We start from the raw sequence: 21,495 nt of genomic DNA on the forward strand, positions 1-21,495 counted from the left end.
CATGAACAGGCGGTCTACGGCACTTCAGCCGGAGACCGTTTTCCGTATGTTCGGGGCTTACCCGGCATGCAGCAATAGCATTTAATAAATATAATATATAATATATTTTATTGAACAACTCATTATCATTATATATAATACATAATTATCACACTGAATGATGAAGGAGGATTGCCATGAAGGCTTTAGTTTGGACCGCAGCGGAACAAATGGCATGGGAGGAGAGGGAGCTTCCCGTTCCTCATGCGCATGAAGTCCTCGCACGCGTGGAGGCAGTAGGCATTTGCGGCTCGGAGATTGAAGGTTTCCTCGGCCATAACAGTCTTCGCAAGCCCCCATTAATTATGGGGCATGAGTTCTGCGGCGTGGTTGAACAAGTAGGAAGCCAAGCGGACGAAGCGCTGATCGGCAAAAAAATCGTGGCGAATCCGTTGCTCTTCTGCGGGATTTGCGCCCGGTGCCGCAAAGGTGCGACTCATTTGTGCGACAACCGGAAGATTATCGGCATCCACCGTTCCGGCGCGTTTGCGGAACGAGTGATCGTTCCCGCCGCGTCGGTCGTCGAAGTGCCCGATTCGATGAGCGCGCATCGCGCGGCGCTCGCGGAGCCGCTCGCTTGCTCGCTTCGCGCGACCCGCAGGGCGATGGAGCGCCATCTCGTCCCGCATGTCGTCGTATTCGGCGCCGGCGGCATCGGTTTGCTTAGCGCGATGACGGCTTCCCTCCTGGGAGCGGCGAAGGTGATGGTGGTCGATACCAACCCGGATCGGCTCGCGATGTGCCGGAGGATTGGCATCCAAGAGACGGTCAACGCTCGCGAGGACAAGCTGGAAGAGAAGGCGAAGCTTGCGTTCGGTTCGAAAGGGGTCGATGTCGTCATCGACGCCGCAGGCTTTCAACCGTCCAGGGAAGCGGCGATTCGGCTGCTCAATCCCGGCGGAAACTTGATGAATATCGGGCTTGGAATCGATGAGACGATACTGCCGATCAATTATGCCATCCGCCATGAAATCGAGATTCTGGGCTCGTTCTGTTACTCGCGCCAGGATTTTCAGGATGCGGTGGATTTATTGGCCGCCGGAAAAATAACGGAGGCGGGTTGGACGGAGACTCGTTCGCTTTCCGAAGGGTTCCAAGCGTTTAAACAATTAGTTGCAGGGCAAGTCACCAGCGGAAAGATCCTTTTAATTCCGCAGTAAGCCCAGGTCCTTCGTTTTGACAGCATCCCCGTCTCGCTTGACGTCATTGTTATTCGCTATTCTTGAGCAAAGGATCGGATACTGTGAAACGGACAAAGACGGTATTAATTATTAAAGAAGAAGCGTGGGAAAGCCATCTGGCCGAACAAAGTCTATGCAAGGACGGCTGGCGCACGATCGCCGTGAACTGGGGACCGCATGGTATGCGCTTATTCGAAGACGAGCCGCCGGATCTTGCCATTCTCAAACTAAAGGCGGATTCGGCATGCGCGGAAAATTTGTGCCAGAAAATCAGGGAACGCTCCCATGTTCCGATTATCGTTGTCCTGCCGCTCAGGTCCGACGCAAGCGCGCTCAGCGTCCTGTACCAAGGCGCCGACGCCTACCTGCTGTCCCCCGTTAACTCTGACGAGCTCGTCGCCAAGGCGCACGCGGCTTACCGACGTTCCGCGATTTACATGAATCAAGTTTCGCATTACGCAAGTTATGGTCGCGGCCGGCTGGTGATCGACTATCGAAAGTCGAACGTGGGGATCGATGGTCGGCAAGTGATGCTGACCAACACGGAGTATGCGCTGCTGACGACGATCTGCGAGGGCATGAACCGGATATTGACGCGCTCCGAGTTGATGCGCCACATTCTCGGTTATCGGATCGAAGTGGATACCCGATCGATTGATGTGCATATTAAAAATATTCGCAGAAAATTGGAAGCGAATCCAAGGGAACCTGAGATCGTGCTGACCGTAAGAGGCAGGGGATATAAATTAGGCCTGTCGAAAGACGATGTTAACGAAAGCGCGGTATAAGGACAACAGAGAACCCTTCAGGCATTTGCCTGAAGGGCTCTTTGGCGTGGAACCGCCGGCTATTCGGCTGCCCGCTATTCGGCGAGGAAGCTGACGCCGTTTAACGACAGATAGTCGTTGCCGCCTCTCATGAACAGCACTTGGCCCGTCGCGAGAACTTGAATCTCGCCGATTTGCGCGACGCCGCCTTCGAGCGTGCTTACGATGAATTTACGGGCCTTTGCAGGGCGGTAGCCTTCCGGGAGCTGGAAGATGACGCTGCCCACGGTTGCGCTGCCGTCCTTGATCAAGCCGTCCAAACTGACTTTACCGTTCATGTCGCGGCTGAAAGAGGCTTGCCCGAAATCGGTTGGGTCGTAATCCGTCCAACCGTTCGACAGCGTCGCCGGCTTCTCTACGCCTAACGTCGTAACGCCGTCGTCATCGATCGCGTCCGCGCGGGGGATAAATCCGGTGCTGCCCAGGAACTGGTTGTCGTAACCGATCTCCGTGAGCGTAGCCTCGGGCTCCAGCTTGATCGTGCCTATCGTGCCGGTGGCCAACGTGTTGCCGCTTATTTTCGTGCTGACGGCATTGCCGATTTTAATCGCATAATCCACATGTCCCGCATATCCCCAGCCGTTTACGTTGTTGCCTACGATCTGAGAGAACACGACGGGATTGACTTCGCCGTCCAAGGAGATGGCGGCTTGATGCGCGCTGGTGTGCGGCACGTTTTGTTCGATCTGGTTGTACAAAATTTTGACCTGGTTGCCTTCCGTCACGCGAATGGCACCGCCGGCAGCCGTTATATTGTTGAATGCGACGACGACTTTTGCGGCGCCGACCACCTGGCTTAATTCGACGCCGATGTTGTCCCCGGTAATCGTGTTACCCAGGATGTTGATCGAATCGCCTGCGTTCAGCAGCGATAACCCGCCGTAGAAGACGTTATTCTCGAAGGAAGAGGTGAACAAGCTCGGGTCGCCTTTGGGGTTGGTCAGCTTGACGGCGTTGCCGCCCAGTTGCCAGAAGTAATTGTTCTGCAGAAGCAGCTTGGACATGAATTGCGGATAGGTGGAGATGTCGATATTCAGCGCGTGTCGGGCAGGTTTGCTGCCTTCCTGAGGAATAATGTTAATGGAGTCGATGCCGAATTGCCAGCCGATGCCAAGCTCCGGAGAAATTCGGATGACATCGGTCGTATTCGGAACGGTGGCCGCAACGACCAGGCGGCTAAAAAATCCGTCTCCCAAAATATGAATGGGGCGCTTAATGAGGAGCAGCTCGGTTCCGGTGCCATTGATCAGGTAGTCGCCGCCGGGAATGTACACGGTGCCGCCCTTTACGCCGGCCGCCGTGATCGCGTCTTGAATCGCTTGTCGGTCGTTCGTCGTTCCGTCGCCCTTCGCCCCGTAATCCATGACGTTAAAAAACGTTCGGGCCGCATCCTTCTTCTTTTTCTCCGCCTCCTTGCCTGTGCTGGCGCTAGCGGAAACCCCGAATAGTGAGACGGCAAGACAAACGGCGAGTGCGGCAAAGCTCCATCTTCGTAATGCTTTCATCGTCCAACTTCCTTTCATTAGGGGATTGTGTCTTTCCGAAGTCAACGATAGCACAGCCAATATGAAGAGAATGTAAAGATAAGCCGATGGAAGAAGGGGAGTTAACAACGTTGTAAATGTGATATAATATATAATGTAAAATTTATATTGTAGAGAGCGGGACACGAATGAACAATATAACCAAGCAGTCCTTTTTGGAAAAGAAGAGCATGAGCCAAGATTTAGCTACGCTCATTAAGCAGCAAATTCTGAACGGAGAACTTAATCCGGGAGACAGAATCGTCGAAACGAAGGTCGCCAAGGAACTGGGAATCAGCCAAACGCCGGTTCGCGAAGCCGTTCGATTGCTATCGGGAGAGGGAATCATCAACATTGTCCCGAACCGGGGACCGATTGTGAAGGACATGGAAGAAAAAGATATTTTTGAAATTTATTCGCTGCGCGCTTCCCTGGAGGGCTTGGCGATGCGGCTGACGACGTTAAACGCGACCAAGGAACAGCTTCAGCTTCTCGTGCAACTTTACGCGGAGATGGGCGAAAAGCTCAAAGATCCTGAAGTAGACTCGCTGCTTAAAGAATCGTTGAACCTTCACCAGAGCATCATTCAGTTCTCGCGTCATTCCAGGCTGATTCAAATTTACGATTCGATTTCTTTCCAAATCGAGCTGGCCAACCGAATCATCGGCATGAAGTCGACGAAGCAGAAGGAATACGACGAGCATAAAGAGCTGATCGACGCGCTTCAAAAAGGCGATCCCGACGAGGCGGAAAAGGTCATGAGAAGGCATATCCACCGGTCATTCAAAGAGTGCATCCAAACGCTGCAGAACAACGGATCCGCGGATCGTACGAGCATTTTGGAATTGTGGCCTGAAGAGAAAATGGATATATAAGTGGTTATTCGTAGCGGCAGGGCTTTTGGCTTGCCGCTTCGGCGTTTTTCGCGTTTTTGTAATCGATACCAAAGAAACGGGAGATTTCGTTGAATCGGTTGACAAATACATATTAAATATTATATATAATTTATTATATTTTAAATTTAACGAATGGGGGATGTTGGGTCAGAGGGACGCTTTAATAGGAGATGAGCGTACCAAGAGAGATTTTCCGATGAAAGCCATGCCATTCAAATGCGTTAATTACGAGGAGGATGTCCATGAAACGGTTCGGTACTATGATAACGCTATCATCCATGCTCGCAATCTCCGCCCTGCTGCCTGCCTGCAGCAACAACGCGCCGTCGAACGAGGCGAGCAAGTCGTCATCCGCAAGCACAGGCTCTAGCGAGAGCTCGGCGACCGCAACTGCAAGCAATGCTTCGAGCGAAACGGCTCCGACCGGCTTGCCGGCCAAGTTCGATCCCCCGGTAGAGATGAGCTATGTCAGCTATCAGTTCGCCACGCTGAAATACGATAAAGGCGACGACGTGAACAACAACAACTGGACGCGCATGCTGAAGGACGAATACGGCATCGTCGCCAAAAACGTCTGGGAAGTCCCCTACGCCCAATATCCTCAAAAAACGGATTTGATGATCGCATCGGGCGATATTCCGGATTTCTTCCTCGCCAGCCCGACCCAACTCAAACAGCTGTACGAAGCCGACATGATCGAGGATTTGACCGACGTTTACAATAAATACGCGCCGGAGCTGGTGCGCAAGGTGCAAGATGCCGCAGGCGAATACCCGAGAAAGGCTGCGACGATCGACGGCAAGTTGATGGGCATCCCGTTTACGGGCGTTCTGCGCGAGAGCGTGAACGGTCTTTGGGTACGCATGGACTGGATCAAGAAGCTTGGCCTGCCCGAACCCAAGACGCTCGAAGACTTCTTGACGATCGCCGACGCCTTCGCCAACAAGGACCCCGACGGCAACAACAAGAAGGACACGATCGGCCTGGGACTCGATAAGGATCTGGCCATGACGGCTCCTTTTATGAACATGCTGCACGCCTACAAATCGATCTGGACGAAAGACGCGGACGGCAAGCTGGTGTACAGCAGTACGCAGCCCGCAATGAAAGAAGCGCTTGTTAAGCTGCACGACTTGTACGCGAAAGGCATTTTGGATAAGGAATTCGTGGTCAAGGACGTAACGAAGCTGTTCGAGGACGTAACCGCCAACAAGGTCGGCATGTTCTACTCGGCCGGCACGGCGGGCGCGTATCCGCTGCAAGGCAGCAAGGATAACGACCCCAACGTGGAGTGGAAGATGTTCCCGCTGCCGGCATACGACGACGAGCCGGGCAAATTCCAGACGGAGCTAGATATTTTCCACGGATTCTGGGTCGTGAAGAAGGGCTTCAAGCATCCGGAAGCGTTGCTGCGAATCCAGGAGCAATGGCTGGCGAACTTCTACTTCAACAACAGCGACGAGACGCATCAGAAGTTCGTGAGCAACGCGGACAACGATACGATCTGGATGGAATCTCCGGCCAAGCTGTATATGCCGACCCGGAACCGGGACTTCTATCTGCTCGTCAACGACGTCTTGTCGGGCAAGGCGGATAAATCCACGGTGCCTCCTGGCGTAAGAGATATTTTAGGCATGATCGAGAAGTACAAAGCCGGCGACAACCAGTTCTGGGGCCAAAATCTGATTTACGGCGAAGGCGGCTCCATGGGCGTGGCGGATCACTATATCAATGAAAATCTTTACGTTCAAAACGAGTTCATCGCCGCGCCTCTGCAGGTCATGGTGGACAAAGGCGTCAACCTGACCAAGCTGGAGCTGGACGCATTCACGAAGATCATCACCGGCAACGAACCGATCGAGTCTTTCGACAAGTTCGTGACGAATTGGAAGAAGCAAGGCGGAGACGACGTCACAAAAGCGATTAACGAATGGTATACGGCTAACCAATAGCGCGACAGCGCGACGAAATGCCAGAGGAGTAAAGTGTTCTCTTCTGGCATTTTACGAACGGGGCGAAACGAGGGATCGCAATGCTGAAAAAATCATGGAAACGCGAGCTGCCGCTTCACCTCCTGCTGCTGCCGGCAGCAGCGATCGTCTTTATTTTCAACTATATTCCGATGGCCGGCATCCTGATGGCTTTCGAACGGTATATTCCGACGAAAGGCATATGGGGCTCCAAATGGGTGGGCTTCGATAACTTCAGCTATATTTTTTCGCTGCCGGATACGTACACCGTGCTGTGGAATACCCTTTTCATCGCCTGCATGAAAATTGTCGTCGGGCAAGTGACGCCGATCGCCGTTGCCCTGCTGCTGAACGAGATGCGTTCGGCATTGATCAAGCGCGGCGTACAAACGCTCATCTATTTGCCTCACTTCCTGTCCTGGACGATATTGGGCGGCATTATGATTGACATTTTGTCCCCATCGTCCGGGATCGTCAATCAAATGCTGACCGCGATCGGCGGCAAGCCGATTTTTTTCCTGGGGGACAATAACTGGTTTCCGTTCACGATCGTGATCTCCAACGAATGGAAGGAATTCGGCTTCAGTACGATCGTTTACCTGGCCGCGCTGACCGGCATTTCTCCCGCCCTGTACGAGGCCGCCGTCATGGACGGCGCGGGCAGATGGCGACAGACCTGGCATATTACGCTGCCGGGAATGAGACCCGTCATTATTCTGCTGGTAACGCTCAGCCTTGGACAAGTGTTAAACGCCGGCTTCGAGCAAATCTTCGTCCTGTACAGTCCGCAGGTGTACGAGAGCGGCGATATCATCGACACGATGGTGTACAGAATGGGGATGCTGAGCGCGCAGTACGGCCCGGCTACCGCGATCGGCCTGATGAAGTCCTTCGTTTCGTTAATTCTCATATCCGTTGCGTATTTCCTGGCCTACAGGCTGGCCAATTATCGAATATTTTAGCTGACGAGGAGGTGAGCTCTTGGTAAAAGAATCGCTTGGCCGCAAGCTGTTTCTGGGCTTCGACTATACGTTCATGATCTTGCTGTCCCTGCTCTGCATGTTCCCGCTGGTTCACGTGCTGGCCGTATCGTTCAGCTCCAATGCCGCATCGTCCGCGGGGCTGGTCACGTTGTGGCCCATCGGCTTCAATTTCAAATCCTATGAATTCGTCATGCAAAACGCCGAGTTTTTGCGATCTCTTGGCGTCTCCGTTCAGCGCGTGCTGCTCGGAAGCCTCATTCAAATGCTGCTGATCGTCATTACGGCCTATCCGTTGTCCATGGAGGCCTCCAGATTCCGTTTTCGTACCGCGTATGCCTGGTATTTTCTCGTTACGATATTGTTCGGCGGCGGGCTGATTCCCACCTATATGGTCATCAAGGATCTGGGCATGCTGGATACCCTTTGGGCGCTCATCGTTCCATCGTCGGTGCCGGTATTCAGCGTCGTGCTCCTGCTTAACTTCTACAGAGGGCTCCCGCGAGAACTGGAAGAAGCCGCATTCATCGACGGCGCCAGCCTGCTGCGTACGTTGTTCAGCATTATCCTTCCGCTTTCTCTGCCAGCGATCGCTACGCTTCTGTTGTTCTCGATGGTCGGCCACTGGAATGCCTGGTTCGACGGACTGCTCTATATGAACCGGCCGGAAAATTATCCGCTGCAGAGCTACCTGCAGACGCTTATTATCAATAACGACTTCAAGGCGACGACGGCGGAGGAACTGCAAATGCTGAAATCGATCTCGAACCGCTCCGTTAAAGCCGCTCAAATATTTCTTGGCGCGCTCCCGATTTTGCTCGTTTACCCGTTTCTGCAAAAGTATTTCATGAAAGGCATCGTTCTTGGCAGCGTGAAGGAATGACGAACGGTTGAACAAATAAGCAGCTCGGAGGTAGGGAAATGGCAGCTCTGGATTCGAAAATCGGCATCATCAATCCGCTTGAAAACGGAGGCGACTGCTTCGGGCCGGTCCTGCATTACGGATTGGACGTCTGTCAATTGGTCAGCTGGGACATGAGCCAGGCGACGGAAGCGATAGCGGACACCGTCAAGGCGGCTGCCGGCAAGGCGGGCGTGCGCATCGCCGCCATGTGGGCGGGCGTACCCGGACCGCAAGTGTGGAATTTCGTGGAGGGCCCCCTTACCCTGGGCATCGTGCCGCAAGCCTACAGAGCGGAAAGAGTCGCCGCGCTTAAGCAATGGGCCGACTTCGCGGCCCGGATCGGGGCGCCGGCGATCATCACGCACTGCGGCTTCATACCGGAAAACATGACGGATCCCGAATATCCGGCCGTCGTCGAGGCGATCCGTGAAGTCGCGTTATATTGCTTGGATCTGGGACTCGAATTCTGGCTCGAGACGGGTCAGGAGACGCCGGTCGTCCTGTTGAGAACGATCGAACGCGTCGGAACGGGCAATCTCGGCCTCAACTTCGACCCGGCCAACCTGATTATGTACGGCAAGGGCAATCCGATCGATGCGCTGGATACGGTGGGCGATTACGTACGCAACATTCACGTGAAGGACGGATTGTATCCGGTCAGCGGCGACCATCTTGGCGCGGAGGTGCGTCCGGGACTCGGCAAGGTGAGATTTCCGGCGTTCGTCCGCAAGCTGACGGAGCGGGGATTTGCCGGCGATTGGATCATCGAGCGGGAAATTCATGGGGAACAGCAGGAGCAGGACATCCGCAGTACGATTACCGATCTGATTCGGTGGGCGCAAACAGCGGATTCGAATCGCGGCGAATGAGGGGGAAGACGGCATGTTAAAGGTAGGACTTATCGGCATCGGTTTTATCGGAAGGGCGCATCTCGACCAGTATTTGCGGCTTGAGCAGGAGGATTATCCCATCCGCGTTACGGCCATTTGCGATACGGATCCCAAGAAATTCGAAGGCGAATTTACCGAGGGCAATATCGGGGTGGGCAACGCCGATTACGATTTTTCCAAATACCGTTTATATACGAATCTGGACGACATGCTCGCCTCTGAATCGTTCGATTACGTGGACATCGCGCTGCCGACGTTTTTGCATGACGCGGTCGCGATTCAGGTGCTGAAGAAGGGATTTAACGTCCTCTGCGAAAAACCGATGGCGCTCGATTCCAAGCGCTGCAAAGCGATGCTCGAGGCGGCGGGGAGAAGCGGCAAGCATTTGATGATCGGCCAATGTCTTCGCTTCTGGCCGGCTTACGAATACTTGAAGGATTGCGTAGACAAGAGCGTGTGGGGCGCTGTCAGGTCTGCGCGCTTCTATAGGGGCAGCAGCGCGCCGGTCTGGTCGAACCAGAACTGGCTGCTGGACGAATCGCGAAGCGGCGGGGCATTGGTCGATTTTCACGTGCATGATGCGGACATGATCCGGTGGCTGTTCGGAAATCCGGCTTCCGTCTCCGCGCTCGGACGTAATGTGTATCCGGGCAGCGGCTACGACATTCTCTCGGCGCAATACGTTTACCCCGACGGCAAGATCGTATCCGCCGAGGCGGACTGGTCGCTGCCGCCGAGCATTCCGTTCGAGATGTCGTACCGCGTGGGATTCGACGAAGCCGCCGTTGTGTTTACGGGAGGCAAGGTGACTGTATATCCCAAAGAAGGTTCTGCTTTTACGCCGGAGCTGTCCGCGGATACGGGTTTTTACCGGGAGATCGTCTACTTGGCCGATTGCTTGCTGAACGGGCGAGTTCCGTCCGTCTCGCCGGGAGACGACGTAGCGGCTTCGATTCGTCTGGTGGAAGCCGAGAAAAGATCAGCCGACGGCGGAGGCAAGTGGATCAAGCTTAAATAATAACGAAACGCAAAGATCGGGGAGTGAGAGTCTTTGGAATCCTTGCTGAACAAGCAGCTTTTTATCGGAATGGAGCAATGCGCCTGGTTTTATAGCGGGGCGGAGACGCCGCCGCTCAAGGGAAGCATGGATGCGATTAACGACTATATGACCAGGCGGAGCGAAGGACCGGCAGGACGGGAAAACAATGCGGCCATCGAGGCGTCCTGCAAGGCGAATCTAGCGCTTCTGCTTGGAGGAAAGCCCGATCATATCAGCTTTCTGTCCAATTCTTCGGAGATCATCTCCACGATCGCGGGCGCCGTTGCGTTTCGCCCCGGAGACAATGTCGTCGTCAACCGGCTGGAATTTCCGTCGGGCGTCCTTCCGTGGCTCGTGCTGCAGGACCGGGGCATCGAAGTGAGGTTCGTGGAGCACGCGAATTGGCGCGTGACGCCGGACGATATTATGGCCGAGGTAGACGATCGGACCCGGCTCGTCATTACGAGCCATGTCAGTTATTTGTCGGGCGCGCGCCTCGATTATCGAGCGTTGTACCAACGCCTGAAGGAGACGGACACGCTGCTCCTGCTCGATGCCACGCAATCGCTGGGCGCGGTGCCCGTCGATATGAACGAAACCGATTTTCTGGTGTGCAGCTCCTATAAATGGCTCCTCGGTATTCATGGCATCGGAATCCTGGGCGTCAATCCGGTCCGGCTGGAGGCGTTCATGCCGCGTTCGGTCGGCTGGCGCAGCGTTACGGATATGTTTGCCCCGATCAGGCGTAGCAGCTATGAATTCCATCGCGATGCCAAACGGTTCGAGACCGGCTATCCGAGCTATCCGACGATCTATGCGCTTAATTATTCGACAAAGCTGCTGCTGGATACCGGAATCGAACGTATCGAAAACCATATTTTGCGGCTGGGGGATGAATTGATCGGCAAGCTCGAAGCGATGGGCTTCACGATCATTACGCCGCAAGAGCCGCAGCTGCGGGCCGGCAACGTATGCGTCGCCTCCGACCGGGGGGAAGCGGTATCCGAGTATCTTCAGAAGCAAGGCATCTATTTATGGGGGGGCGACGGGCGGTTCCGCGCTTCGATTCACTCCTTCAACGACAGCGCGGACGTGGACCGGTTGATCGGCGCTTTGTCCGGCGCGAGAGAAACCGCTTAACGGCAGTGCACGCATCCCAATCCGGATAATAAGGAGTCGTGGACATGAATCAAGCGAAAAAAGCGTTTGTTCTCCTGACGATTTGGCTGGCCATTTTTATATTTTGGGGAACCGGCAGGACCTCGGCAGCCGACTCGGACTTCATCGTCGAGGAAAATCAATTTCAATATTACAACGACGGCGTAACCGTGGCCGATGCGAGCGCGTTAAACGGGTCTGCCGGAAAAATGCTGAATACGAGCGTCAATTGGAACATCACGCACGTTCGCTCGGACTTCAGCGCCCTGCAGCCGGGGAAATCTTACGATGTCTTTTTTCGCATAAAAGTGAACCATGTTCCCGCGGCTCCTTCGGGCAACGCATTCGAGTTCGGCGTTTGGGATAATACGTACGGCGACTATATTCTCCCTCAAAAAGCCGTGCCTGCCAGCGCGACGCAGGATATGACGTGGAAAGAATTCAGGGCGGGGACGTTCGTGCCGAATGCCGGCGTCAATCAGCTTGTTTTTTTCGTAGCGGGAACCAATAACGCCAGTCAAATATCGGAAATCTACGTGGACCAAATCATACTCCGGCCGCACGCGCCGATCGATATTCAAGATAGCGACTTTATTTTGAGCGGCTCGTCTGTCCTGACCGCAAGCCCGCTCGCTTCAAATAACAGCGCGGCGATTCTGTACAATGGAGCCGGCAGCAACTGGAACGTCCAGGCGCCGATCGACGGCACGAAGCTGCGGACCGACGAAACGTACGATGTCACGGCGGTCGTGCAGATCGATCGGTCCAACTGGAACGCCTCCGCCGGCGACATTCTCGGCGTTCTGCTGTACGATACGACGACAGGCACCTACGTCGTGCCGCCCAAGGTCTACACGACGGCCAGCCCGGAAACGCAAGACAAATTCAAGTTCTACATCGGAATCAAGATCAATGCCGCGCCGCTCGCCCTGAATCCGACGCACGTCTATCGCGTAGGTTTCTATCAAGTGAACAACGCATCCAACTTTCCTTCTGTTAAAATCGACACCGTGACGGTTAGCGAAGCGCAGGTCAACGACAATCCCGCGCAGTCGATCACCGTCAAGCCTTATAAAATCTCTCCCGGCAACCAGGACGATCTGAACGATGCCGCGGGCATTACGTATTCCCTGGCAGCGCCGCAAACGATCAGCGCCAAAATCGTCGATAGCAGCGGCAGCCTGGTCAAAACGCTCGTGAGCGGCGCGAGTCAAAGCGGCACGGTGAAAATCTCGTGGGACGGCAGAAACAACGCCAACGCGATCGTAGCCAACGGAATGTACAAAGTCGTGGTCAGCAATGCTGGCGGGGAATTGTACCGAAAAAATATCCAGGTCATTACCGGCGTTACGTTAAGCGCGCCCGTGGCGCCCGCGCCTTTCGTGGCACGGGGAACCTGGTTCGAGGGAGGCGAGATCCCGTACCAATCCGCAGCCAGAATCTCTTATTTGAACAACAGCTTCCAGGATTTGAAGGATGCCGACATGAACGTGGTCAGCATTGCCAACTGGGTCGGCCCTGCTGCGGTATACACGGATACGTTAGACCGGGCGGCCGCTTACGGCATTAAAGTCATGGCTTTTCCGATGGCGTACGCCGTGTTCAGCAACCCGGCGCTGGAAAACGATGAGATCGCGTTATACAACGAGATCAACGATAAAATCGGTCCGATCAAAAATCACGCCGCCTTATATGCGTACGTCCTGAAAGACGAGCCCATGAATCTGGACGCGGAAAATGCGATTTTCCTGAGAAACGCCAAAAGAATAACGGAAACGATCGATCCCAACCATCAGGCGCTGATCGACTACGTTGCGCCGGAATATACGGAGTTCCACTACGACATCCAGCGGACGCAGACGCTGTTAACGGATCCTTACGGGGCGGCGCTGGGATATCCGGTCGGGGATTTTACCCATTACATGAATCATCCCTACTATTCGAATATCGATTATATCCCGTACCTGGATTTTCTCCATATGCTCACCAAAAAGGACATCCAGAACAAGGCGCCATGGTGGACCGTCGTTCAGAACTACGGACATGAGCCGACAGGCTTAAGAGATCCGATTCCAGCGGAAACGAGGGCCATGACGTATCTGAACATCGGCCACGGCTCCAAGGGGTTCCTGTACTTTATCTATCAAACCGAAAGCTTATGGAAAGGCATGGTCGACGAGAATTACGTTCGAGGGCCCAAGTTTACCACCGTGCAAACCTTGCTTAGCGAAATAAAGACGCTCGAGCCGACCCTTTTGTCGATGACCAGGATCGCGAACGTCGCGACGACGATCGGCGGCGGCAACACGACGAGCGCCGCTCATCCCAGCGCGGACGTGACGACGCACGAGAATCTGGCGACAGGAGACAAGTACCTGGTCGTCGTCAATCACGACGCTTTGAACAGCGCCAACGTCACAATTAAGATCGATCGGGCCAAACTCGGCATGAATATTACGGATATCACAAACGTCCTTACCGGCACGGCCGTCAGCTATACGACGTATCCGGATCGTTATGAAATCAGCGCCTTAAACTTTGCGGCGGGGGACGGAAAGATCCTCAAGCTGACGAAGAGTACTGTTCAAACGGTATACGTCGGCCAGGATAACGACCTGACCATGTTCGGCGGAGCCACGAAAAACAATCCGGACGTGTCGGCTTCGGACGGGAAAACAGCGCTGAAGACCGTAGCCACCACAAATGGATGGGACTTCCAGTGGTTCTGGGATAAGACGAAGCTCGTTCCCGGCGCAACGTACGATCTGTACGCGGTCGTTAAAATTAAATACGCCGACGACCTGTACTTCGACGCGAACGGGAAGCCCAAATTCGTAACGCCGACCGGGAATGCGTTCTCTTACGGCGTCTACGATGCGACGACGTCGTCGTATCCGTTCGGAACGACGGCCGTGCCCGCCTCCAATATGGAAAATATGCTGTGGCGCACGATCAAGATCGGATCGTTTATCCCTTCCCAGACGAATAACCAATACGCCTATATCTGGCCGGCGGATAATGCCGCCAACGTGAAGGCGGTTTACGTAGACAAAATGTATTTCGTAAAACAGTAGGCAGTGAAATTCGGACCGTTGCAGGGGTGAGGAGTGAGGAATATGGAAGTGCAGGAATTCGACGAAAAGGCTCACCCCGCGGTGCGGATCTTGGACGATTTGGTGCGCATTCAAAGCGTTAACCCGCATTACGGAGAGGACGCGCGCGGAGAGCGGGACGTGGCCGATTATATCGAAGCGCGTATGCGCAAAGCGGGGTTAAAGGTGACCAGACAGCCGGTCGCCGAAGGCCGCGACAATATAATCGCCGAGCTTCGGGTTGGCAAGCCGGAATCCGCGCTGCTGTTCGAGGCGCATATGGACACCGTATCGATCGGGAGCATGGACGACGCGCTGACGCCGATTTATCGAGACGGCAAAATGTACGGCAGGGGCGCTTGCGACACGAAGGGCGCGCTGGCAGGCATGATCCATATGATGGAGCGCTGCGCCGCCCATCCGGAGCGCTTGAACGCGGACCTCGTCTTCTGCGCGTCGGTCGACGAGGAGTACGCCTATCAGGGCCTTAGGGCGTTCATGTCTCTTGATATGCCGCTCACGGGCGCCGTCGTCGGCGAGCCGACCGAGCTTGGCATCGTGGTCGAACACAAGGGATGCTCCCGGTTTTCCATTCGGACGTTCGGCGTAGCCGCCCACAGCTCGGTGCCGCACGAGGGGATAAATGCCATCTATGCGATGATGGACGTCGTCCGGCACGTAAGGGAGAAAGTCGAGCCGGTGCTGGCGCAGACGAGCAGCGCGCTATGCGGGAATCCGACGATCGTCGTCAGTACGGTGAGCGGAGGCAGTCAGATCAACATCGTGCCGGAAGCCTGCGAGATCCGGATCGACCGGCGCATCGTTCCCGGAGAATCCCCGGAGCGCGTACTGGCCGAGTTCGAGCGGGAGCTAAGGGCTTCTCTTCCAGGCGTCCGACTGTCGGTCGAGCCGCTGCTGCTCGACCCCGCGCTCCACACGCCGCACGACGCAGCGGTCGTCCATACGGCGCGGCGTATCGCCGAATCGCTCGGCCTAAGCCCGGTTCTACGCGGCGTATCTTACGGCAGCAACGCAAGCAAGCTGCAGGCCTGGAAGGGGATCCCGTCCATCGTGTACGGTCCGGGATCGATCGCGCAGGCGCACTCCGCGCAGGAATGGGTTCCCGTCGCGGAGGTCGCGCAGGCGGCCGAATTTTATTATCGGCTGGCTTGCGGCTACAAGATCGAACAAGAGGAGAGCGCGCGAAGATGAAAAAAGAAATCATACGTACCGATAAAGCGCCGAAGCCCAGCGGCTCCTATTCGCAGGCCGTCAAGCTGGGCGACATGGTCTACGTAGCGGGCACGTGTCCGTTCGATCTCGTTACCGGCGAAGTGCTGTTTCCCGGAGACATGGCGCGGCAAACGCAAGTCGTTCTGGAATATATGGCGCAAATCCTGATCGCGGCGGGCACTTCGACGGAACATGTCGTCAAAGTGACTTCCTTTATCGACGAGCTGAACGACTTTGCGGCATATAACGACGTTTACGCGCGGTTTTTCCAAGCGGATCCGCCCGCGCGCAGCACGTTCGAAATCGTTAAGTTTCCTCCCGGCATGCGCGTCGAGATCGAATGCATCGCCTATATCCCGTCATGATCCAGGTCGATGAAGGCATCTATCTGGTCGGCAGCGGAAAATACGGCTTTCGGCTCAGCGATCCGATGGATTGCAACGTTTATTTGCTGGATGGGGGAAACGGCAAATACGCGATGGTCGATGCCGGCGGAGGCATGGAGCCCGAGCGGATCGCGGCGAATATCGAGCGCTTGGGCGTCTCGCCGACGCAAATCCAGGTGCTGCTGCTCACGCACGGCCATGGCGACCATGCGGCCGGCGCCGCTTATTTTCAGCGACAATACGGCATGCAGGTGATGGCCTCCGAGGAAATCATGCCCTGGATCCAAAGCGGAGACCGGGAGAAGACGAGCATCGACGCAGCGGTCAGGGCGGGCGTCTATCCGGCGGATTATGAATTTCCGCCTTGTCCGGTAGCCAGAGGCTTGCGGGAGAGCGACGAGATCGCGATCGGCGATCTCGTGCTGAAGGCGATCGATACGCCCGGCCATGCGCGGGGGCATCTTTCCTTTCTGCTCGAACGAGACGGAAGGAAGCTGTTGTTCGGCGGCGACTCGGTATTCGCGGGAGGCAAGGTCGTCATTCAAAACGTCTGGGACTGCGTCATTTCCGAATACGCGGCTACGGTGGAAAAGCTGCACGGGCTCCGCATCGACAGCTTGTTCCCCGGGCATGGCGTCGTCTTGCTGACGGAAGCGTGGAGAGCCGTCGCCGAAGCGCATGCCTGCTTCGAGCGGCTTGACGTACCGCCGAACTTATAGGTAGGAGTGGAAAACGGAATGGATAAAGTGAGAGTGGGAATTCTCGGCTTGGGCCGATGGGGCATGTGCCATCTGGAAGCGTTCAGCTCGCTCGGAACGGCGGAAGTCGTGGCGATATGCGACAGCTCCCCGGAACGCTTGGAGCAAGCCGGGAAGGCCTATGGCATTGCGAATCTGTACCAGAATGCCGATGACCTGATCCGGCGCGACGATATCGATCTCGTCAGCGTCGTCACCTTCGAGAGCCAGCATCTGGAGCCGGCCGTTAAAGCGTTGAAGTCGGGCAAACATGCCATCGTGGAAAAGCCGGTAACGACCAGGCCTAACGAGGCGAGGGCGATGCAGGAAGCGGCCGCCGCGAGCGGCAAGCTGCTGTTCCCGGGGCACCTGCTTCGCTTCGATCCGCGTTATGCCGCGATCAAGGAAGCCTTGCAGTCCGATCGGGTCGGCGCGCCGGTCAGCATGTACATGAAGCGTTCGCGGGAGCAATTTTTATTCCAGACGTTTCAGCGCGTTCACACCGTCTTCGAGTTAATGATCCACGATATCGATCTGGCGATCTGGTACGCCGGATGCCGCGTCAGAAGCGTGAAGGCTTACGGCAGATCCGTCCGCCATTCCGGCGCCGCCGCTCCGGAAGTGCTGTGGGCGAACCTCGAATTCGAGGACGGGACGCTGGCCGTGCTGAACAGCAGCTGGACGACGCCCGACCAGGCGGGCGTCGAGATCGCGGATGCGATCGAAGTGATCGGACGGAGCGGCACTGCCCGATTCGAGACGAGCGACGGGGGATTGCAGTTCTGGAACGACGCGGGCAGACTGACGCCCGATACGGACATTCATGCCAGGCTGCATGGACAATCGGTAGGCTGCCTGCGGGAGCAACTGACGTATATATGCCGTTGTATCGGACGGGGAGAAGCGCCGACCGTGATCTCTTTTAGCGATGCCGTTCACGGCGTCGAGGTCGCCGACGCGATCGTCGCCTCCTGCAAGTCGGGGCGTGAAGTGTCGTTAGAAGAGCCCGTCGTTCATGAATGATAGAGAAGGGGGCGCAAACGCAAAATGAAATTGATGACTTATGCAACGGATGAAGGACTAAGGCTGGGCGTCCGGACCAAGGACGGCGTAGTGGAAATTCCGCTGGCGGGGGACTGGCCGCGGACGATGGAGGCGCTGATCGCCGGCGGCGAACCGGTCGTCGGACGGATCGAGGCGCATGTGCGCGAAGCGGTCGGGACGGGCGCTATTTTGCGCGAAGAAGACCTGACGTTCGGCCCTTGCGTGCCGAATCCGGGGAAAATCATTTGCGTCGGGTTGAATTATCGCGAGCACGCCGCGGAATCGAACATGAGCATCCCCGAATTCCCCGTGCTATTCAACAAATTCAACAATGCCGTCGCCGCCCACGGACAGACGATTCCTTTGCCCGCATACGTAAAAGAAGGCGATTACGAGGTCGAGCTGGCCATCGTGATCGGCCGGACCGCGAGCGGCGTATCCAAAGACGAGGCGCTGGATTACGTTTTCGGCTACTGCATCGCCAACGACCTGTCGGCCAGGGATTTGCAGTTCAGGACGAATCAGTGGCTGCTCGGTAAAAGCCTGGACCATTTCTGTCCGATCGGCCCCTACCTGGTGACGGCCGACGAGGTCGGGAATCCGAATGACCTCGAACTGAGCTGCCGCTTAAACGGCGAAGTCCGGCAGCGTTCCAATACGTCGGACATGATCTTTTATTGCGACGAGCTGGTCAGCTACATTAGTGAATATATGACGCTCAGCCCGGGGGACATCATTCTTACGGGAACGCCCCAAGGCGTCATTTTCGGCTACCCGACGGAGAAGCGCGAGTGGCTGAAGGACGGGGACGAGATCGTGCTTGCGATCGACAAGCTGGGCAGGCTGGAAAATCGGATGCGCGCCAGGACGGGGGAGTGAGGCTGCCATGATGCTGGAGCTGCGGACGGATCCGGATCGACAAGCGCTTCCGACGCCTCATTTTCCTACGCGTATGCAGGCCGTCGTCTGGCGGAATTGGGGTTTGGTTCCGATCAAGCGACTGGCCTCGGTGCTCGGCGCTTCCGAAAAGCAGATCAAGGAAGTCGCGTCCGGCTTGGGACTCGAAATGTCGGCGACGGGAAACGAAGAGATATGGCTCAAGAGAGGCTACATTACGATCATTCGCGCCAATTGGCATTTGCTGCCGTTCGGACAGCTGCTTGAGCTGCTCGGCTGGACGGAGGCGCAGCTGGCTTTTACGCTGAAGGAGGACGATTTCCTCTGGATCAAGCTGGGCAGCTTCAAGCCGTGGATGGAGCCGGTCCGATACCGGCCATTGACTGCGGAGGAACAGGAGCTGACGCAGCAAATCCGGGAAACGGTCGCCGAGCAGCCGGATTTGCGGCGGGCCGGAACGGAATCGGGAACAGGAACGGCGTCGGGAGCAGGAGCGGCGTCAGGAACAGGATCGGCACCGGGAGCAAGGCTTGAAAAACCATTCGCCTTTCTCGATTACGGTCGAAAACCCGCTGCGCTGCATCAAGGTGAGCTTAGGGAACCCGCTCCGGGGGAGATTCGGCTGGACATCCCCTGGACGATCGAGGCGCCGGACGCCACTCCCATTCTCGAATCGGCGTTAGAGCGGTTCGCAACGAGGCATGAGCAGGTCTGGGGGACGAAGTGGAGCGTTCGTCGAAGTTCCGGTCGAGCACCCGAGGCGCCTGCGAATCCGGTCGTACGAATCGAGATCGCGGCCGATGCGTCCGTACGCTCCGAGGATCACGCGGTTATCGTGGAGGCGGACCGGATCACGATCCGGGCGGCGGCGGAGACCGGCATCATGCGGGGGCTGCAATGGATTGCCGGGCAGACCGGTCAAGGCCGGATTCCGTACCTGATGGCGGGAACGTACAGAAGGACGACCAAATTCGATTTGCGGATCATTTACTCGTACAGCGCCGTATATGGAGACCCGCTTTTGACGCCGGAATCGGATCCTTACCCGGAAGACCTGCTGGAACGGCTGTCCGAGGCGGGCGTCAACGGCATTTGGCTGCAGAGCGTGCTCTACAATCTCGTTCCTTTGAACGGTCTGCCGGACGGAATGTCCGCGAATTGGGAAAAACGGATCGCCGGCTTGCGCCTGCTCGTAGCGCGCGCGGCGAAGTACGGCATCGGCGTTTATTTGTACTGCAACGAACCGCGTTCGATGCCCTTATCTTTTTTTGCCGACAAGCCCGATTGGCGGGGACATACGGAGGACGGCTCCGCGACGATGTGCACGTCTCACCCCGAGGTGCAGGCCATATTGCGCGACGGGATATCCCGGCTATTCGGCGAGGTTCCCGAACTGGCCGGCTTGTTTACGATTACGATGTCGGAAAATTGGACGCATTGCTATTCCCGCGCGGTGAACGGAATCACCAATTGCCCTCGCTGCGCGCAGCGGAGGCCGGGCGAGGTGGCGGCGGAAGTGAACGGCATCATTGCCGAAGGCGCATTCCGGGTCAAGCCCGAAGCGCGCATTCTATGCTGGACGTGGGGATGGGCTTCCGGCTGGGGATGGACGGAAAAAGAGATTGAATTCGCCATCGAAAAGCTGCCGGATAACGTCGTCGTGATGGCCACGAGCGAAGAGGCGATTCCGACGAGCGTCGCCGGCGTCCGGGGACGGGTCGCCGATTATTCGATGTCCGTCGTCGGACCGGGCGACAAGTCGCTGCGAAGCTGGCAAGCGGCGCAGGCCAGAGGGCTGCGCACGGCGGCGAAGGTCCAATTCAACAATACGTGGGAATGCTCGGCCGTGCCTTTCCTGCCCGTATTTCAACTGATCGAGGAGCACCTGGGCCGCTTGAACGAATCCGGCGTCACGGGCCTGATGCTGAGCTGGACGCTGGGCGGTTATCCTTCCCTGAATCTCGCGCTCGCGGCGGACTACTACTGGGATACCGATTCGCATGCCAGGCCTAGTATCCGCGAACGGATGGAAAACAAGTTCGGCAGCGCGGCGGGGCGAGCGATCGCCGACGCCTCGGCTGCTTTCGGCAGCGCGTTCCGGCAGTTTCCCTTCGATCTGGCCGTGCTGTATTTCGCGCCTCAAAACTTCGGGCCGGCCAACCTGCTTCATTTGAACCCGACCGGCTATGAGGCGACGATGATCGGCTACCCTTACGACGATCTGAAGAGTTGGCGGGGGATTTATTCGGCGGCCCAATTCGCCGGCCAATTCAAGAAACTGGCGAGCGGCTGGAAGAAAGGACTGCGTCTGCTGGAAGCGGCGGGGAGGAAGCTTTCTCCCGGAACGGAGCGTGCTTATGACGAATTAATGACGGCTGCGACGGCTGCCTATCTTCATTTCTACAGCACGTTCCTTCAGATTGATTTCGTACGGACACGCGACCGGTATGACGCCGCGAAAAGCCCGTCCGTCCGACTGAAGGCTTGCCGCAAGCTGATCGACATCGCGCGTGCGGAAGCCGGCAACGCCGGGCAGCTGCGCGAGCTTGTTGTCCGGGATTCCCGGATCGGATTCGAGGCCAGCAATCATTACTATTATACGGTTCAGGATTTGCGGGAAAAAACGCTGAATTGCCGCAGCGTAATCGAGGAGCTTCAACGGATAGAACGACAGCTAAGCGATCGGTAAGCGTGTCTGC

Annotated in this window: 17 protein-coding genes; 16 read left to right on the forward strand and 1 reads right to left on the reverse strand. The window is 56.4% G+C overall.

Annotation, left to right across the window (positions count from 1 at the left end):
• The first annotated feature begins 176 nt into the window (after positions 1-176).
• Both KB449_RS03605 and KB449_RS36405 read left to right on the forward strand, forming a co-directional pair.
• Complete coding sequence (locus KB449_RS03605) at positions 177-1,199, forward strand: zinc-dependent alcohol dehydrogenase (RefSeq protein WP_282907059.1); 1,023 nt, start codon at positions 177-179, stop codon at positions 1,197-1,199.
• Between the two features lie 83 nt (positions 1,200-1,282).
• A complete protein-coding gene (locus KB449_RS36405; RefSeq protein WP_282907060.1) occupies positions 1,283-2,008 on the forward strand; it encodes a winged helix-turn-helix domain-containing protein in 726 nt (241 codons plus the stop codon).
• A gap of 74 nt (positions 2,009-2,082) precedes the next feature.
• Here the strand turns inward: KB449_RS36405 and KB449_RS03615 are convergent, their stop codons facing one another.
• Positions 2,083-3,552, reverse strand: coding sequence for a glycosyl hydrolase family 28-related protein (locus KB449_RS03615; RefSeq protein ID WP_282907061.1), 1,470 nt, complete (start codon positions 3,550-3,552; stop codon positions 2,083-2,085).
• Between the two features lie 209 nt (positions 3,553-3,761).
• On the opposite strand from KB449_RS03615, the gene KB449_RS03620 reads away from it, so the two are divergent.
• The 14 genes from KB449_RS03620 to KB449_RS03685 all read left to right on the forward strand — a co-directional run bounded on the left by KB449_RS03620 (position 3,762) and on the right by KB449_RS03685 (position 21,485).
• Positions 3,762-4,445 carry a GntR family transcriptional regulator gene (locus KB449_RS03620; RefSeq protein WP_282907062.1) on the forward strand — a complete coding sequence of 228 codons (684 nt, stop codon included), beginning with the start codon at positions 3,762-3,764 and terminating at the stop codon, positions 4,443-4,445.
• A gap of 263 nt (positions 4,446-4,708) precedes the next feature.
• Entirely contained in the window at positions 4,709-6,418 is a 1,710-nt protein-coding gene (locus tag KB449_RS03625) for an extracellular solute-binding protein (protein ID WP_282907063.1), read from the forward strand.
• Between the two features lie 80 nt (positions 6,419-6,498).
• A complete protein-coding gene (locus tag KB449_RS03630; RefSeq protein ID WP_217591692.1) occupies positions 6,499-7,398 on the forward strand; it encodes an ABC transporter permease in 900 nt (299 codons plus the stop codon).
• Positions 7,399-7,471: 73 nt separating this feature from the next.
• Positions 7,472-8,299, forward strand: a complete 828-nt coding sequence (locus KB449_RS03635; RefSeq protein WP_434082546.1) for a carbohydrate ABC transporter permease — start codon at positions 7,472-7,474, stop codon at positions 8,297-8,299.
• Positions 8,300-8,337: 38 nt separating this feature from the next.
• The gene (locus KB449_RS03640) at positions 8,338-9,189 is read left to right on the forward strand and encodes a sugar phosphate isomerase/epimerase family protein (protein WP_282907065.1); all 852 of its coding nucleotides are present in this window, start codon (positions 8,338-8,340) and stop codon (positions 9,187-9,189) included.
• Between the two features lie 13 nt (positions 9,190-9,202).
• Positions 9,203-10,228: a Gfo/Idh/MocA family protein gene (locus tag KB449_RS03645; RefSeq protein ID WP_282907066.1), complete on the forward strand. Its 1,026-nt coding sequence runs from the start codon at positions 9,203-9,205 to the stop codon at positions 10,226-10,228.
• A 33-nt stretch (positions 10,229-10,261) separates the two neighbouring features.
• On the forward strand, positions 10,262-11,389 hold the full coding sequence (locus KB449_RS03650; protein WP_282907067.1) for an aminotransferase class V-fold PLP-dependent enzyme: 1,128 nt from the start codon (positions 10,262-10,264) through the stop codon (positions 11,387-11,389).
• A 44-nt stretch (positions 11,390-11,433) separates the two neighbouring features.
• A complete protein-coding gene (locus tag KB449_RS03655; RefSeq protein ID WP_282907068.1) occupies positions 11,434-14,481 on the forward strand; it encodes a FlgD immunoglobulin-like domain containing protein in 3,048 nt (1,015 codons plus the stop codon).
• A 42-nt stretch (positions 14,482-14,523) separates the two neighbouring features.
• Positions 14,524-15,711, forward strand: coding sequence for a M20 family metallopeptidase (locus KB449_RS03660; protein WP_282907069.1), 1,188 nt, complete (start codon positions 14,524-14,526; stop codon positions 15,709-15,711).
• Positions 15,708-16,097 carry a RidA family protein gene (locus tag KB449_RS03665; protein WP_282907070.1) on the forward strand — a complete coding sequence of 130 codons (390 nt, stop codon included), beginning with the start codon at positions 15,708-15,710 and terminating at the stop codon, positions 16,095-16,097. The genes KB449_RS03660 and KB449_RS03665 overlap by 4 nt, the downstream gene beginning before the upstream one ends.
• A complete protein-coding gene (locus KB449_RS03670; RefSeq protein WP_282907071.1) occupies positions 16,073-16,837 on the forward strand; it encodes an MBL fold metallo-hydrolase in 765 nt (254 codons plus the stop codon). Before KB449_RS03665 ends, KB449_RS03670 begins: the two co-directional genes overlap by 25 nt.
• A gap of 18 nt (positions 16,838-16,855) precedes the next feature.
• The gene (locus tag KB449_RS03675; RefSeq protein ID WP_282907072.1) at positions 16,856-17,878 is read left to right on the forward strand and encodes a Gfo/Idh/MocA family protein; all 1,023 of its coding nucleotides are present in this window, start codon (positions 16,856-16,858) and stop codon (positions 17,876-17,878) included.
• 24 nt (positions 17,879-17,902) lie between these two features.
• Entirely contained in the window at positions 17,903-18,778 is an 876-nt protein-coding gene (locus KB449_RS03680) for a fumarylacetoacetate hydrolase family protein (protein WP_282907073.1), read from the forward strand.
• A 7-nt stretch (positions 18,779-18,785) separates the two neighbouring features.
• Positions 18,786-21,485 (forward strand): hypothetical protein, encoded by a 2,700-nt coding sequence (locus tag KB449_RS03685; RefSeq protein WP_282907074.1) that lies wholly within the window; start codon positions 18,786-18,788, stop codon positions 21,483-21,485.
• The last annotated feature ends 10 nt before the right edge of the window (positions 21,486-21,495 follow it).

Origin of the sequence: Cohnella hashimotonis, from assembly GCF_030014955.1 — a bacterium.
GTDB lineage: Bacteria > Bacillota > Bacilli > Paenibacillales > Paenibacillaceae > Cohnella > Cohnella hashimotonis.